The organism is Streptomyces fuscichromogenes (assembly GCF_014645815.1).
In the GTDB taxonomy this organism is placed as follows: domain Bacteria; phylum Actinomycetota; class Actinomycetes; order Streptomycetales; family Streptomycetaceae; genus Streptomyces; species Streptomyces fuscichromogenes.
This window is the reverse complement of record NZ_BMML01000002.1, coordinates 139,924-153,665: the sequence shown is the minus strand read 5'-3', so window position 1 is coordinate 153,665 and position 13,742 is coordinate 139,924. Positions and strand designations below refer to the sequence as shown.

Annotated in this window: 12 protein-coding genes; 7 read left to right on the top strand and 5 right to left on the bottom strand. The window is 72.1% G+C overall.

The window, feature by feature from the left end; genetic code table 11:
* Window positions 1-225 precede the first annotated feature (225 nt).
* The 5 genes from IEZ11_RS04470 (at window position 226) to IEZ11_RS04450 (ending at window position 5,977) form a co-directional block, all read left to right on the top strand.
* Window positions 226-1,551 carry an ABC transporter substrate-binding protein gene (locus tag IEZ11_RS04470; protein ID WP_189261244.1) on the top strand — a complete coding sequence of 442 codons (1,326 nt, stop codon included), beginning with the start codon at window positions 226-228 and terminating at the stop codon, window positions 1,549-1,551.
* A gap of 5 nt (window positions 1,552-1,556) precedes the next feature.
* On the top strand, window positions 1,557-2,567 hold the full coding sequence (locus tag IEZ11_RS04465; protein WP_189261724.1) for a carbohydrate ABC transporter permease: 1,011 nt from the start codon (window positions 1,557-1,559) through the stop codon (window positions 2,565-2,567).
* 10 nt (window positions 2,568-2,577) lie between these two features.
* Window positions 2,578-3,477 (top strand): carbohydrate ABC transporter permease, encoded by a 900-nt coding sequence (locus IEZ11_RS04460; RefSeq protein WP_189261243.1) that lies wholly within the window; start codon window positions 2,578-2,580, stop codon window positions 3,475-3,477.
* Between the two features lie 102 nt (window positions 3,478-3,579).
* Window positions 3,580-5,013, top strand: coding sequence for a GH1 family beta-glucosidase (locus IEZ11_RS04455; RefSeq protein ID WP_189261242.1), 1,434 nt, complete (start codon window positions 3,580-3,582; stop codon window positions 5,011-5,013).
* Window positions 5,014-5,293: 280 nt separating this feature from the next.
* Complete coding sequence (locus IEZ11_RS04450) at window positions 5,294-5,977, top strand: hypothetical protein (RefSeq protein WP_189261241.1); 684 nt, start codon at window positions 5,294-5,296, stop codon at window positions 5,975-5,977.
* Between the two features lie 24 nt (window positions 5,978-6,001).
* On the opposite strand, the gene IEZ11_RS04445 is transcribed toward IEZ11_RS04450, so the two are convergent.
* The 3 genes from IEZ11_RS04445 to IEZ11_RS04435 all read right to left on the bottom strand — a co-directional run bounded on the left by IEZ11_RS04445 (window position 6,002) and on the right by IEZ11_RS04435 (window position 9,756).
* Window positions 6,002-7,486: a glycoside hydrolase family 18 protein gene (locus IEZ11_RS04445; RefSeq protein WP_189261240.1), complete on the bottom strand. Its 1,485-nt coding sequence runs from the start codon at window positions 7,484-7,486 to the stop codon at window positions 6,002-6,004.
* 132 nt (window positions 7,487-7,618) lie between these two features.
* A complete protein-coding gene (locus IEZ11_RS04440; RefSeq protein WP_189261239.1) occupies window positions 7,619-9,049 on the bottom strand; it encodes a sensor histidine kinase in 1,431 nt (476 codons plus the stop codon).
* On the bottom strand, window positions 9,046-9,756 hold the full coding sequence (locus IEZ11_RS04435; RefSeq protein WP_093502626.1) for a response regulator transcription factor: 711 nt from the start codon (window positions 9,754-9,756) through the stop codon (window positions 9,046-9,048). The genes IEZ11_RS04440 and IEZ11_RS04435 overlap by 4 nt, the downstream gene beginning before the upstream one ends.
* A 98-nt stretch (window positions 9,757-9,854) precedes the next feature.
* Between IEZ11_RS04435 and IEZ11_RS04430 the strand changes: the two genes are divergently transcribed.
* Window positions 9,855-10,382 carry a hypothetical protein gene (locus IEZ11_RS04430; RefSeq protein ID WP_189261238.1) on the top strand — a complete coding sequence of 176 codons (528 nt, stop codon included), beginning with the start codon at window positions 9,855-9,857 and terminating at the stop codon, window positions 10,380-10,382.
* Window positions 10,383-10,559: 177 nt separating this feature from the next.
* Here IEZ11_RS04430 and IEZ11_RS04425 read toward each other — a convergent pair whose 3' ends face one another.
* The gene (locus tag IEZ11_RS04425) at window positions 10,560-11,432 is read right to left on the bottom strand and encodes a spermidine synthase (protein WP_189261237.1); all 873 of its coding nucleotides are present in this window, start codon (window positions 11,430-11,432) and stop codon (window positions 10,560-10,562) included.
* A gap of 36 nt (window positions 11,433-11,468) precedes the next feature.
* On the bottom strand, window positions 11,469-11,858 hold the full coding sequence (locus tag IEZ11_RS04420) for a hypothetical protein (protein WP_189261236.1): 390 nt from the start codon (window positions 11,856-11,858) through the stop codon (window positions 11,469-11,471).
* Between the two features lie 255 nt (window positions 11,859-12,113).
* Here IEZ11_RS04420 and IEZ11_RS04415 point away from each other — a divergent pair, with 255 nt between their 5' ends.
* Window positions 12,114-13,598: an NsdA family TPR-like regulatory protein gene (locus IEZ11_RS04415; RefSeq protein WP_189261235.1), complete on the top strand. Its 1,485-nt coding sequence runs from the start codon at window positions 12,114-12,116 to the stop codon at window positions 13,596-13,598.
* Window positions 13,599-13,742 lie beyond the last annotated feature (144 nt).

The window sequence follows — 13,742 nt, the reverse complement described above, 5'->3', positions numbered from 1 at the left end:
GGAGTTAGCTAACAGCCGGATAACTGAACGCGGTTCGCCGTGCCGACTCCCTTGACACCCCGCTCCGAACCGACGACTCTTCAACACATCACCGGTGGGAGCGCTCCCACGGTACCTGACACATACACATCCCGCACGTTCCCCGCCCGAGCCGCAGCGAGAACTAACGGGCCCAACAATGCAGTTGGCCGGGGGGTCGGCACGTCAGGGCAACAGGAGGACGTAATGCGAGCACGTACCCGAACCGCCTCGCGCAAGGCGGTGGTCCTGGCGGCCGTCGTGTCGTTGGGAGGAGCGCTGCTGGCCGGCTGCGCGAACGACAGCGGTGGCAGCAGTGACGGCACCAGCGGTGGCGGCAAGGGCAAGACGACGATCACGCTCGGTCTGTTCGGCACCTTCGGCTTCAAGGAGGCCGGGCTCTACAAGGAGTACGAGAAGCTCCACCCGAACATCACCATCAAGGACACCTCGGTCGAGCAGAACGCGAACTACTACCCGGCGCTGGTCAACCACCTGACCACCAACAGCGGCCTGATGGACATCCAGGCCGTCGAGGTCGGCAACATCGCCGAGGTCACCAGCACCTTCGCCGACAAGCTGGAGGACCTGTCCAAGGTCAACGGCGTCTCGGAGAGCAACTGGCTGGACTGGAAGTGGAAGCAGGCCACCACCAGCGGCGGCCAGACCATCGGGCTCGGCACCGACGTCGGTCCGCTCGGTATCTGCTACCGCAAGGACCTCTTCCAGCAGGCCGGCCTGCCCACCGACCCCGCAGCGGTGGGCAAGCTGTGGGCGGGCAGCTGGGACAAGTTCATCAGCGTCGGCGAGCAGTACAAGAAGAAGGCGCCGTCCGGGACCACCTTCATGGACTCCCCCGGCGGTCTCCTGAACGCGATCCTGTCCAGCGAGAGCACCAAGTTCTACGACGCCTCCGGCAAGATCATCTACAAGACGAACCCGGCCGTGAAGACCGCGTTCGACACGACCGCGAAGGCCGCGCAGGAGGGACTGGTCCAGGCGCAGACCCAGTTCCAGCCGTCCTGGAACAGCACGATGGCCAACAACAAGTTCGCGGCGATCTCCTGCCCGCCGTGGATGCTCGGCTACATCAAGGGCCAGTCGAAGGCGGACGCGGCCGGCAAGTGGGCCGTGGCCCAGTCGCCGAAGGCCGGCAACTGGGGCGGTTCCTTCCTGACCGTGCCCAAGAGCGGCAAGAACGTCGCCGAGGCCGAGAAGCTGGTCGCCTGGCTGACCGCGCCCGCGCAGCAGACCAAGCTCTTCAGCGTGCAGGGCAACTTCCCGAGCGCGCCGGCGACGTACACCACGGCGGCGGTGACCGGCGCAAAGAACGACATGACCGGTGACGCCCCGATCGGCACGATCTTCGCCGAGGCCGCCAAGAGCATCCCGGTGCAGATCATCGGCCCGAAGGACCAGATCATCCAGGACGGTCTGGCCAACAACGGCGTCATCCTCGTGACCAAGGGCAAGTCGCCCGCGGAGGCCTGGAACACCGCCGTCAAGACCATCGACAACAGCCTGGACAAGTGACCGCCATGGCCACCCGGCACGACACCGCCGCCCCCCTCGCGCAGGAGGGGGGCGCGGCCCCGGTCCGCCCGCCCGCCGCTCCCACGGAGGCGGAGCGGCGGCGCCGCGCCCGTCTCTCGCGCCGCTGGCAGCGGGACATCAAGTGGAGCCCGTACGGGTTCATCTCGCCGTTCTTCGTGCTCTTCCTCGCCTTCGGGCTCTTCCCGCTCGTCTACACGGGCTGGGCCTCGCTGCACACGGTGGAGCTGACCGCGCCCACCGACATGCAGTGGGCGGGACTGCACAACTACACCCGGATCTTCGGCGACGACTTCTTCTGGAACGCGGCGAAGAACACCCTGACCATCGGGATCATCTCGACGGTTCCGCAGCTGCTGATGGCGATGGGGCTCGCCCACATCCTCAACTACAAGCTGCGCGCCTCGACCTTCTACCGGGTCGTGATGCTGGCGCCGTACGCGACCTCGATCGCGGCCGCCTCCCTCGTCTTCGTCCTGCTCTTCGGCCGCGACTACGGCATGATCAACTGGGCGCTGCACTTCGTCGGGGTCGGTCACATCGACTGGCAGAACGACAAGTGGCCGTCCCAGATTGCCGTGTCGTCGATCGTGATCTGGCGCTGGACCGGCTACAACGCGCTGATCTACCTGGCGGCGATGCAGGCCATCCCGACGGACCTGTACGAGTCGGCGGCGCTGGACGGCGCCTCCCGCTGGCGGCAGTTCCTGCATGTCACGCTGCCGCAGCTGCGGCCGACGATCCTGTTCACCTGCGTGGTGTCGACCATCGGCGCGAGCCAGCTGTTCGGCGAGCCGCTGATCTTCGACGCCAACAAGGGGGCGTCCGGCGGTGCGGAGCACCAGTTCCAGACGCTCGGCCTGTACCTGTACGAGCAGGGCTGGGTGAACCAGCACCTGGGCCGGGCCTCCGCCATCGCCTGGACGATGTTCCTGATCCTGATCCTGATCGGGATCGTCAACTACGTCATCTCGCGCCGGCTGCGCGCCAGTAGTTAGGAGACCGGCCGTGACGACGACCCTGACCAAGCCCGCTCCGGCGGTCGAACCCAAGCGGACCCGGCGCTCGAAGTCGGCGCGGGCCGGCGGCACCATGCACGCGGGCCCGATCGCGTACACGATCCTCGCCCTCTTCTCCATCGGGTCGCTGTTCCCGCTGGTGTGGACGGCGATCGCCGCGTCCCGGAACAACAACCGGCTGGCCGAGACCCCGCCGCCGTTCTGGTTCGGCGGGAACCTCTTCCACAACCTGGACGTGGCGTGGAACGAGGCCAACCTCGGGCAGGCCTTCCTCAACACCACGATCGTGGCGGGCATCTCGGCGATCACCATCGTCGTCCTGTCGACGATCGCCGGGTTCGCCTTCGCCAAACTGCGCTTCCGGGGCCGCAACATCCTGATGCTGACGGTGATCGGCACCATGATGGTGCCGCCGCAGCTGAGCATCATCCCGCTGTACATGATGGTCGCCAAGCTGAACTGGGCGGACCAGCTCCAGGCGGTCATCTTCCCGTCCCTGGTGAGCGCGTTCGGCGTGTTCTTCATGCGGCAGTACCTGCTCCAGGCGCTGCCGGACGAGCTGATCGAGGCGGCCCGGGTGGACGGCGCGAGCAGCTGGCGGGTGGTGTGGCACATCGTGTTCCCCGCGGCCCGCCCGGCCATGGCGGTGCTCGGCATGCTGATGTTCGTCCAGGCCTGGAACGACTTCCTGTGGCCGTTCCTGGTCCTCACCCAGACCGGCAACCCGACCGTGCAGGTCGCCCTGGCCGGCCTGGGCCGCGGCTACACCCCCGACCAGTCCCTGATCATGGCCGGCGCGCTGCTCGGCACCCTCCCGCTGCTGCTCGTCTTCGCGATCTTCGGCAAGCAGATCGTGGGCGGCATCATGCAGGGCGCCGTGAAGGGCTGACCGCCGTCAAGACGGGGGGCCGGGTCACCGCCGTCCCGGCCCCCTCTCCTCCCCCTTCTCACTCACCCGTCGGTCTCCACGACCTCCTATGGGAGCGCTTCCATGCCTGAACCCATGACCCCCGTGACCTTTCCTCCCGCCTTCCTCTGGGGCGCCGCCACCTCCGCGTACCAGATCGAGGGGGCGGTGCGGGAGGACGGCCGCACCCCCTCCATCTGGGACACCTTCAGTCATACGCCGGGCAAGACGGCCGGTGGCGAGACCGGTGACATCGCTGTCGACCACTACCACCGCTACCGCGACGACGTCGCTCTGATGGCCGACCTCGGTCTGAACGCCTACCGGTTCTCGATCTCCTGGTCGCGCGTCCAGCCGACCGGCCGCGGCCCGGCGGTCCAGGTCGGCCTCGACTTCTACCGCCGGCTGGTGGACGAACTGCTGGCGAAGGGCATCAAGCCGGCCGTCACCCTCTACCACTGGGACCTGCCGCAGGAACTGGAGGACGCGGGCGGCTGGCCGGAGCGGGACACGGCCTACCGGTTCGCCGAGTACGCGCAGATCGTCGGCGAGGCGCTCGGCGACCGCGTGGAGCAGTGGATCACCCTCAACGAGCCGTGGTGCAGCGCCTTCCTGGGCTACGGCTCCGGGGTGCACGCCCCCGGCCGTACCGACCCGGCGGCCACCCTGCGCGCCGCGCACCACCTCAACCTCGCGCACGGCCTGGGCACTTCGGCGCTGCGCTCGGCGATGCCGGCCCGCAACCAGGTCGCGATCAGCCTCAACTCCTCGGTGGTACGGCCGCTGTCGCAGGGCCCGGCGGACCTGGTGGCGGTCCAGAAGATCGACGACCTGGCCAACGGGGTGTTCCACGGCCCGATCCTGCACGGCGCCTACCCGCGGTCGCTGTTCGCGGCGACGGCGTCGGTGACGGACTGGTCGTACGTCCGGGACGGCGATCTCGCCGCCATCCACCAGCCGCTGGACGCCCTCGGGCTGAACTACTACACGCCCACTCTGGTGTCGGCCGCGTCCGCCACCGCCGACGCCACCCGGGCGGACGGCCACGGCGCCAGCGCCCACTCGCCCTGGCCGGGCGCCGACGACGTCGCCTTCCACCAGACGCCGGGCGAGCGCACGGAGATGGGCTGGACGATCGACCCGACCGGCCTGCACGACCTGATCATGCGGTACACCGTCGAGGCCCCGGGCCTGCCCCTCTACATCACCGAGAACGGCGCGGCCTACGACGACAAGCCGGACCCGGACGGCAACGTCCACGACCCGGAGCGCATCGCCTACCTGCACGGCCATCTCGCGGCGGTGCGCCGCGCCATCACCGACGGCGCGGACGTGCGCGGCTACTACCTGTGGTCCCTGATGGACAACTTCGAGTGGGCCTACGGCTACGAGAAGCGGTTCGGGGCGGTGTACGTCGACTACGCGACCCTTGCGCGGACGCCGAAGTCGAGCGCCCGGTGGTATGCGGAGGCGGCGCGTACGGGGACGTTGCCGCCGGCGAGGTCGGCCGCGGCCTGAGCGCTCCGCTGGAGTTGCCGCGGTGCGCCGGTCGGTCGGCCGCGGCACCGTCGTGGCTGGTCGCGCCCACGCGGCGGCAGCCGCACATTCGATACAGCCCCGCGCCCCTTTGGGGCGCTCCCACGCGGGGCGCTGCTGAGCGGGGCGCGGTGCTTGGAGGGGAGTGCCGCGCCCCGCTCACAGGGAGCGCTCAGGCTTCGGCAAGTGGTCTCTCAACTCCGGGGCGTCTCATGGGTGGTACGAGGTGATCGGGTGATCCTCGTGGACACCGGAGGACGTCATGGGATTCATCGCGCTGGTGCTGCTGGCGCTGGTCATCGGCTCGGTGGCGGCCGCCGTCGGACGGAACCGGCAGCGGGCCGCGACCGGCGCCGGGCAGACGGCACAGCAGGACCTCACCGCGGACGCGGGGGCGGAGGCCACCCGCTGGGTGGACCGGCTCGGCGGCGGCATCGCGACCCTGGCCGCGGGCGACGACCGGGCGGCCCGCCAGGCCCTGGCCGACGCGACGGAACGCCACCGCGCGGCCCAGGCCCAGCTGGCCACGGCATACACCCCGGCGCAGTACGCCCTGGTCACCCAGACCGCCGTCGAGGGCCTGCACTACGTCCGGTCGGCCCGCACCGCCCTGGGCCTGGACCCCGGCCCGGCCCTGCCGCCGGCCGGCGCCGCCGCGGCCGACCAGCAGGTGACGGTGAACGGCCGGACCTACACGTCGTCGGACCAGCCGGCTGCGGGGAACCCCTACTACTACCCGGGCGGGGTGGTCGCCGGCCGTACCGTGCCCGGCGGCTGGTACAGCACCCCCTGGTGGAAGACGGCCCTGGTCGCGGGCGCGGCGGGGGTCGGCGGCATGCTCCTCGCCGACGCCCTCTTCGACGGCTTCCACCACCACGGCCCCCCGATGGGCGGGCCGGGCGGCTTCGGAGGCTTCGGCGGGCCGGGCGGACCCGGCGGTTTCTGAGCCTGGCCGGGTTCCGCGGGGCCGTCAGCCGATCGCCGCGAAGGCCTTGGCGAAGGCGTACTTGTCCTGGGTGATCGAGCTGCAGGTGGCGTCGGCGGTGGGCTTGGTGCCGCCGGCGCACTGCTGGTCGCGGGTGGCCGACCACATCGAGAGCCAGCCGATGCCCTTGGACCTGGCGAAGGCGACGAGCTGGGTGGCGTCGTCCACCTTGAAGACCTCGGAGGAGACGTCGTTGACGCCGATCATCGGGGTGACGGCGACCGTCTTCCAGGCGGCCGAGTCGGAGAGCCCGAGGACGCTCTTGATCTGGGCCTGGGTGGCGGTGGCGGCCTGGATGGCGTAGGTGCCCATGTCGCCGCTGTACGAGGGACCGTAGTCCATCGCCATGATGTTGACGGCACTGATCCGCACGCCGTTGGACTTGGCGTCGGCGAGAAGGTTCACGCCGTCCTGGGTGAGGCCCTCCGGCATCACCGGGAGGGTGAAGGACACGTCCAGGTCCGGGTGGCTCGCCTGGAGCCTGGCGATGGCCTTGGCGCGGTTGGTGTTCGCCGTGGCGTTGGGCAGCGCGCCGCCCTCCACGTCGAAGTCGACCTTGGTCAGCTTGTAGGCGTCCACGACCTTGGCGTACGCCGTCGCCAGCGCGTCCGCCGAGGAGCAGGTGGTGGCCAGTTCGGACCCGGACGCGCCGCCGAAGGAGACCCGGACGTCACCGCCCCTGGCGCGGAGCGAGCCGATCTGGGCCGCCACCCCGTCACTGGACAGGTCCGACACCCCGCCCCACTTCGGCGTGCAGCCGCCGCCGTCGGTGACGAAGGCGAGGTTGTAGTTCTTCACGCCGGTCGCGTTCGCGGCCGCGAGGAGGTCGAACGCCGGGTAGAGGGAGGTGTCGACGTACGGGGCGAAACCGGCCGCGGCGGTGGTGCCGCTGCCACTGCTCTGGGTCGGGGAGGCGGTGGGGGTGGCGGTGGCCGTCGCGGTGGGGGTGGTGGTGGCCGTGGGCTTGGGGGTCGTGGTGGCCGTCGGGGTCGAGGGCGGAGTGGCGGTCCGCGTCGGGCGGCCGCTCGGTTCCGGGGTGGCCGTGCCGTCCGCCGAACAGCTCGCGTCGTCGATACGACAGCCGGTCGGGTCCCCGCTGCCGTTGACCACGAAGCCGACGGTGTCCGACGCACCGGCCGCGAGGCCGTCCGTGTCCCACTTCGGCGGCTTCACGGTGACGTGCTGCCCGCTCACGGTGTACTCGGCGTTCCAGAGCGAGCTGAGCTTCGCACCGGCCGGCAGGTCGAACTCCAGCGTCCAGCTCCGCTCCCTGGCACCGCTGTTGTTGGTGACGACGTACTGCGCGGTGTACCCGGTCGACCAGTCGCTGGTCCTCGTGTACGCGGCGCCGACCCCGGCCGCCTGCGCGATCCCGCTGAACAGGATCGCCCCGCCACCGACCACGGACGCGGCGACCAGACCGCCCATCACCTTGTTCCTGCCACTGATTCTGCGCCGGTGCGTACTCATGCCGTGCCTGCCTTCGCCTGCCGGAGGGGGTGGGGTGCGGCAGCACGCTAGCGACCAGGATTCGGACAAACGGCTTGATAGGGGCGGCTGTTGAGGATCTTAGGGTGCGCTTAAGGACGGCATCGGAAGCGATTAAAGGTCGAGACCATTTCTCTCCGCTGGTTCCCCGCCTCCCCTCCGGCCCGGGACCCCCGGCCGCCTGCGCCAACGGCGCCGGCGCACCGCTCCCCGGTGCCCCCTGCGCTCCGGCTGCCCGCCGTCCAGCTGGATCCAGATCCGCACCTCGGTCCCGCCGAGCACCGACGACCCGATCCGCACGTCGCCGCCGGTCGACTCGGCCAGCCGGCGGACGATGTCCAGGCCGAGCCCGGTCGAGCCGGCCGCCCCGGAGCCCCGCCCCCGCGCCATCGCCGCCGCCGGGTCCCGGATGCCCTGTCCCGCGTCCGAGACCAGCACGATCACCGCGTCCTCCGCGTTGTGCACGTCGACCGCGAAGGCGGTGCCCTCCGCGGTGTGCCGGAAGACGTTGCCGAGCAGCGCGTCGAGGGCGGCGGCCAGGTCGGCGCGGGCCACGGGTATGCGCACCGGCCGGTCCGCACCGGCCACCCGCCACTTGCGGCCCTCGTCCTCCGCGAGCGCCGACCAGAACCCCATCCGCTCCCGCACCACCTCGGCCGCGTCGCAGCCGGCCCCCGGCCCGGCGGCCGCGGTCTGCGGCTTGGCCTCCCGGGCGGTCCGGATGATGGTGTCGACCTCGCGCTCCAACTGCGCGACCGCGGCCCGGGTCTGTTCGGCCGCGGCCCCTTCTCCGAGCGAGGCCGCGTTCAGCCGCAGCACGGTGAGCGGGGTACGCAGCCGGTGCGACAGATCGGCGGCCAACTCCCGCTCGTTGGCAAGCAGCTGTACGACCTGATCGGCCATCGAGTTGAACGCGACCGCCGCCAGCCGCAGTTCGTTCGGCCCCTCCTCGGGCACCCGCGCCCCCAGCTTGCCCTCCCCCAGTTCGTGCGCGCCCTCGACCAGCCGCTGGGCGGGCTGCACCATCCGTACGCCCAGCCGGTCGGCGACCGCGACCGAGCCGACGATCAGGGCCAGGCCGACGGCGGCGAGCACCGCCCAGGCCGCGCCGACCCCGTTGGTCACCTCGGACTCGGGCACGTACACCTCGACGACCGCGATGGCGCCGGAGCTCAGCGCGACGGGCTGCAGCAGGGTCGACCCGCCGGTCACCCCGGTCGTGGAGGCCCGCCCCAGCTTGCGCACGGCCGCGATGTCCCGGCCGGCGGCGCGCTGCCGACCGATGTCGACGGCGGCCTGGCCACCGGCCGCCGGTATGTGCACGGCCATGCCCCGGTCGGCGCCGGCCGCGGCCACCACCCGCTCCAGCTTGTCCCGGTCGGTGGTGATGGACAGGGCCGGGGCGACAGCGGCGGCCTCCCGCTCCGCGTTGGAGAACGCCCGGTCCCGGGCCAGCTCCTTGACGACCAGGCCGAGCGGGACGGCGAAGGCGACCACGACCATCGCGGTGACCGCCAGACAGACCTTGACCAGAGCCCACCTCATCCGACCGGCCTCGCTTCCCCGCCGGGCGGCTCCAGCTTCACGCCGACCCCCCGCAGGGTGTGCAGATACCGCGGCCGGGCCGCGGTCTCCCCCAACTTCCGCCGCAGCCAGGACAGATGTACGTCGATGGTCTGGTCGTCCCCGTACGACTGCTGCCAGACCTCCGCCAGCAGCTCCTTGCGCGGCACGACGACCCCCGGCCGCCCGGCGAGGAAGGCCAGCAGGTCGAACTCCCGGCGGGTGAGGTCGAGCCGCACCCCGTCCAACTCGGCCTGCCGGCGCAGCGGGTCGACGGCCAGCCCGCCGACCCGCAGCACGCTCGACGGTGCCGGCTCGCCCCCGCCGGACCGCGCCCGGCGCAGTACGGCGGCCATCCGCGCGGACAGGTGCTCCACGGAGAACGGCTTGGTCAGATAGTCGTCCGCGCCCGCGTTGAGCAGCCGGACGATCTCCGTCTCGTCGTCCCGGGCGGTGGCGATGATGACGGGCACGTCGGTGATGCCGCGCAGCATCTTCAGTGCCTCGGAGCCGTCCAGGTCCGGCAGTCCGAGGTCCAGCACGACCACGTCGAACCGGAAATGGGCGACCTCGCGCAGCGCCTCCAGTGCCGTGCCGACGCTGCGCACGGTGTGCGAGGCGTCGGTGAGATGCCGGATGAGCGCCGAGCGTACGAACTGGTCGTCCTCGACCACGAGCACACTTGCCATGCGCCGCACCGTACGCCATGCGGCAGAAGCCGGTCGGGGCCTGTGGATAACTCGGGGCGAGTGCGCACGGCGGTACCCCTGAGGCAGTATGGCCCGCGATGCGCAGAGGACTCGTACACGTACTGGCCTGGCTGCTCGCCACGGGCGCGGCGGTCACGCTGTCGTGGTGGGGCGTCCACACGGTGATGGCGGCCACCGCCTACGCCCCGCCCCGCGCCCTGCCCGTCACGGCGACGGACGACGACCCGACGACGCAGGGCGCCGAGCCGCTGGCGTCACCGGCGTCCCGCGCGCCGAGCCCGTCGCCCACGTCCGCCGCACCGCGCCCGTCGGCGACTCCCCCGCCGACCCCGTCCCGCACGCCGACGGCGTCCCCGACCCCCTCGGCCACGGCGACCGCGTCCGGCCAGGTCAAGGCGTACGACACGGACGGCGGCCGGGCGGTCTTCGACCTGGGCGACACCAGCGCGACCCTGGTGTCGGCGACGCCGGGCACGGGCTGGTCGATGCAGGTGTGGAAGACGGAGACGTGGATCCGCATCGAGTTCAGCAGGAGCACGGACCGGGTGACGGTGTTCTGCACCTGGCACGACACCGCGCCGCAGGTGCAGGTGGAGACGTACTGAGAGTGCCGGGTCGGCTGGGGGCGGGGGGGGGACGCTTACCGGCGCTGGCAGGGTGCCGCTGCGCCCACCCGTGCCGCCCTGCGGCACGCCTGCCCGCAGCTATGTGGGACACGGTTGGGCAGCGCGCCCCAAAGGGGCGCGGGGAACTGCGCGAGCAACCCCCACCCGCCCGCAGGTTCAGCGGAACACCGAAGGCGGCGGGGACGGCGAAGCCACGGCCGCCGAATCCGTCACGGCCACTGCCCCGCCCGTGAAATCCCTCAAAGAGCGCCCGTGTTCGACCCGCCCGGGGTGCGGGTCGGATGCGCAGCGCCGGGTCAGCTCGGCCACGGGCAGCTGTACGTCGGCCGCCACCAGCACCGCGTTGCCGAACCGCTTCCCCCGCCACACCCCCGCGTCCGCCACCACCGCGACCTCAGCGAACCGCGCCCCCGCCGTCGCGATCTGCCCCCTCAGGTGGGCGAGCGGCGGCCCGTCCGCGAGGTTGGCGGCGTACACACCCCCCGGCCGCAGCGCCCTGCGCACCTCGTCCAGGAACTCCGCGGACGTCAGATGCGCCGGAGTGCGCGCCCCGCTGAACACATCCGCTATGACCAGGTCCGCCCACGCCTCCGGGACCTTGCCGAGCCCCTCCCGGGCGTCCACGGACCGCACCCGTATCCGCGCGTTCGGGTCCAACGGCAGCTCCCGCCGGACCAGTTGGACCAGGGCCGCGTCCCGCTCGACGATCTGCTGAGTGGACCGGGGCCGGGTGGCCGCCACGTACCGCGCCAGCGTGAACGCCCCGCCCCCGAGGTGCACGACCTGCACGGGCCGGCCCGGCGGTGCGAGCAGGTCGATCACATGGCCGAGCCGGCGCTGGTACTCGAAGGAGAGGTAGGCCGGGTCGTCGAGGTCGACGTGCGACTGCGGGGCGCCGTCGATGAGCAGCGTCCAGGCCCGGCCGCGGTCCGGGTCGGGGATGAGCTGGGCGAGGCCGCCGTCGACGGCCTCGACAACGGCGTCGGTGGCGGCGGCCGACCGGCGCCGTGAGTTCCTGGACTTGCCCATTCCGCTATTTTCCCAGGCGCCGGCCGTCCGGGAAATTCAGCGGCAGCTGTCCGCGGCCTCGATCAGCCGGGCCGCCTCCCCGAGCGCCCGGCGCAGCACCGCCGGATCGGTCGCGAGGTCGGCCTCGCCGGGCGGCAGCAGCCAGTCGGAGCCCTCGACCGGCGGCTCGGGGCTGAGCCGCAGCCCGCGACCGTCGGTCTCCGTACAGGTGCTGCCGGGCACGTCCCAGCCCGCCGCCGTACCGGCCGGCACCACGAAGCCGAGGGTGTCGCCCCCGTCGTCGTGGAGCACGGGCCCCACCGCGTCCCCGGGTCCCCGGCGCAGGATGTCGACCGCCTCCAGCCCCTGCCGGGCCGGCACCGTCACGAGGTCGCACCCCGCGTCGCCCGCCGGCGTACAAGGATCGTTGCTCTGGCTGGTCTCCATCCCGGCCTCCACCGCGCAGCCCTCTTGCAGTCCGTGAGGTCCAACGCGCCACCGCGTCAACGGCTACGGCAGAAGTCAGCCGCAAAGGATGGCAGTTCATGGCAGATCGTGGATGAGATATCCGGTTTGTAGCCAAACCCTGCGTCACGGGTCCAACACAGAAGGTACGTTCTTGCCCGCCGGAACCAAGGGTCCACTCGGACAACTCAGCACGAGTCCGGCATGGTTCGACGGTTCGCACGAGAGGACCCGGCCATGGCGTCGTCAACCACGAGTTCGCCGCAGCCAGATCGGCCGGTACGGCCGAACCTCGCCTTCCGGCAGGTACGCGGACGGCACTCGCCGGCCGAGTTCGCCGCGCTGGTACGGCGTGCCGCGCGCGAGATCGGCGAGCGGGTGAGCTGTGACGCGCGCTACATCGGCCGGGTCGAGGCGGGTGAGATCCGCTGCCCGAACTACGCGTACGAACGGGTGTTCCTCCACATGTTCCCCGGTCACACGCTCGCGGACCTCGGCTTCGCGCCCCGCTCGTCCGTCCGCGGACGCGCGGCGCGGCCGCCGGAGGAGGTACCCCCGGCCTTCGCCGGGGGTGAGACGCAGGGGGCCGTCGAGCCGTATGACCCAGAGGACCCGCACGACCCGCATGACCCGCACGAGATGCGGAACCCGCAGGACCCGTACGAGAAGCACGACAACTACGAGGAGAGCGACGTGCTGCGTCGCCTATTCATGACCGGCGGGGGCGCCACGGTGGCCGCCGCCACGCTGGGCCCGCTGGGGTTCACCATCGACGCCGTCGCGGCGGACCGGCCGGTGCGCCGTGCCGGGTCCTCGCACGCGGCCGCCCTGGAGGAGGCCGTACGCCGGATCCGGCTGCTGGACGACCGGCACGGCGCGGACGGGCTGTACCGGCGCGCGGCGGCTCCGCTGCGCGCTGCGTACGCACTGCTCGACGCGGGCGCGACCCGGCAGACCACCGCCGAGCGGTTGCACTCCGGCGCCGGTGAACTGGCCATCTCGGTGGGCTGGCTGGCCCATGACTCCGGCCGCTTCGACGATGCCCGCTCGCACTACGCGGAGGCGCTGGCGACGGCACGGATGACCGGGGACCCGGGGCTGGAGGCGCACGCCTTCTGCAACACGGCGTTCCTGGCGCGGGACGCCGGGCGGCCGCGGGAGGCGGTGCGGGCGGCACAGGCCGCGCAGCGCGTCGGCCGGCCCCTGGGCTCGGCCCGCCTGATGTCCCTCCTCGCGCTGCGCGAGGCGGGCGGCTGGGCCGGGCTCGCCGACCGGACCGGCACCGAACAGGCGCTGGCCCGCGCGCAGGCCCTCTTCGAGCGGGGCCACTCGGACGCCGACCCCGAGTGGATGAGCTTCTACGGAGAGGCCGAGCTGGAGGGCCTGGAGGCGCAGTGCTGGTCCACGCTGGGCGACTGGCGACGGGCCGCACGGCACGCGCGGCGGGCCGCCGACCTCCAGGATCCGCACTTCACCAGGAACATCGCGCTCTACACGGCGGAGCTCGCCGACGACCTCGCGCGCGGGGGGCGCCCCGACGAGGCGGCGACGGCCGGCATGCGGGTCCTGGAGCTGCTGGACCAGGTCCAGTCGTCCCGGATCCAGGGGATGCTGGCGGGCACGGCACGGGTGCTGCTGCCGCACCGCCGGACGAGCGGGGTCCAGGAGTTCCTGGACCGGCACGCGTCCACGCCGAGGGTCGTGCAGGGCCGGCAGGGGTGAGCCTGTAGTCGTACGGCTGCGGCCGCGTGGGGGGCCGGCCGCGCGGTTCCCGCGCCCCTTACGGGACACGCCACTCAGCTGCGGGCAGGCGAGCCGCAGGGCGATGGGGGTCCCGGTCGAGCGAAGCCGAGAGTGGGGGGGGGG

What these genes read in the sequence shown, in the direction of transcription:
- IEZ11_RS04470 (WP_189261244.1), top strand. Translation starts at nt 226, where the DNA reads ATGCGAGCACGTACCCGAACCGCCTCGCGCAAGGCGGTGGTCCTGGCG.
- IEZ11_RS04465 (WP_189261724.1), top strand. Translation starts at nt 1,557, where the DNA reads ATGGCCACCCGGCACGACACCGCCGCCCCCCTCGCGCAGGAGGGGGGC.
- IEZ11_RS04455 (WP_189261242.1), top strand. Translation starts at nt 3,580, where the DNA reads ATGCCTGAACCCATGACCCCCGTGACCTTTCCTCCCGCCTTCCTCTGG.
- IEZ11_RS04450 (WP_189261241.1), top strand. Translation starts at nt 5,294, where the DNA reads ATGGGATTCATCGCGCTGGTGCTGCTGGCGCTGGTCATCGGCTCGGTG.
- IEZ11_RS04445 (WP_189261240.1), bottom strand. Translation starts at nt 7,486, where the DNA reads ATGAGTACGCACCGGCGCAGAATCAGTGGCAGGAACAAGGTGATGGGC.
- IEZ11_RS04440 (WP_189261239.1), bottom strand. Translation starts at nt 9,049, where the DNA reads ATGAGGTGGGCTCTGGTCAAGGTCTGTCTGGCGGTCACCGCGATGGTC.
- IEZ11_RS04435 (WP_093502626.1), bottom strand. Translation starts at nt 9,756, where the DNA reads ATGGCAAGTGTGCTCGTGGTCGAGGACGACCAGTTCGTACGCTCGGCG.
- IEZ11_RS04430 (WP_189261238.1), top strand. Translation starts at nt 9,855, where the DNA reads ATGCGCAGAGGACTCGTACACGTACTGGCCTGGCTGCTCGCCACGGGC.
- IEZ11_RS04425 (WP_189261237.1), bottom strand. Translation starts at nt 11,432, where the DNA reads ATGGGCAAGTCCAGGAACTCACGGCGCCGGTCGGCCGCCGCCACCGAC.
- IEZ11_RS04420 (WP_189261236.1), bottom strand. Translation starts at nt 11,858, where the DNA reads ATGGAGACCAGCCAGAGCAACGATCCTTGTACGCCGGCGGGCGACGCG.
- IEZ11_RS04415 (WP_189261235.1), top strand. Translation starts at nt 12,114, where the DNA reads ATGGCGTCGTCAACCACGAGTTCGCCGCAGCCAGATCGGCCGGTACGG.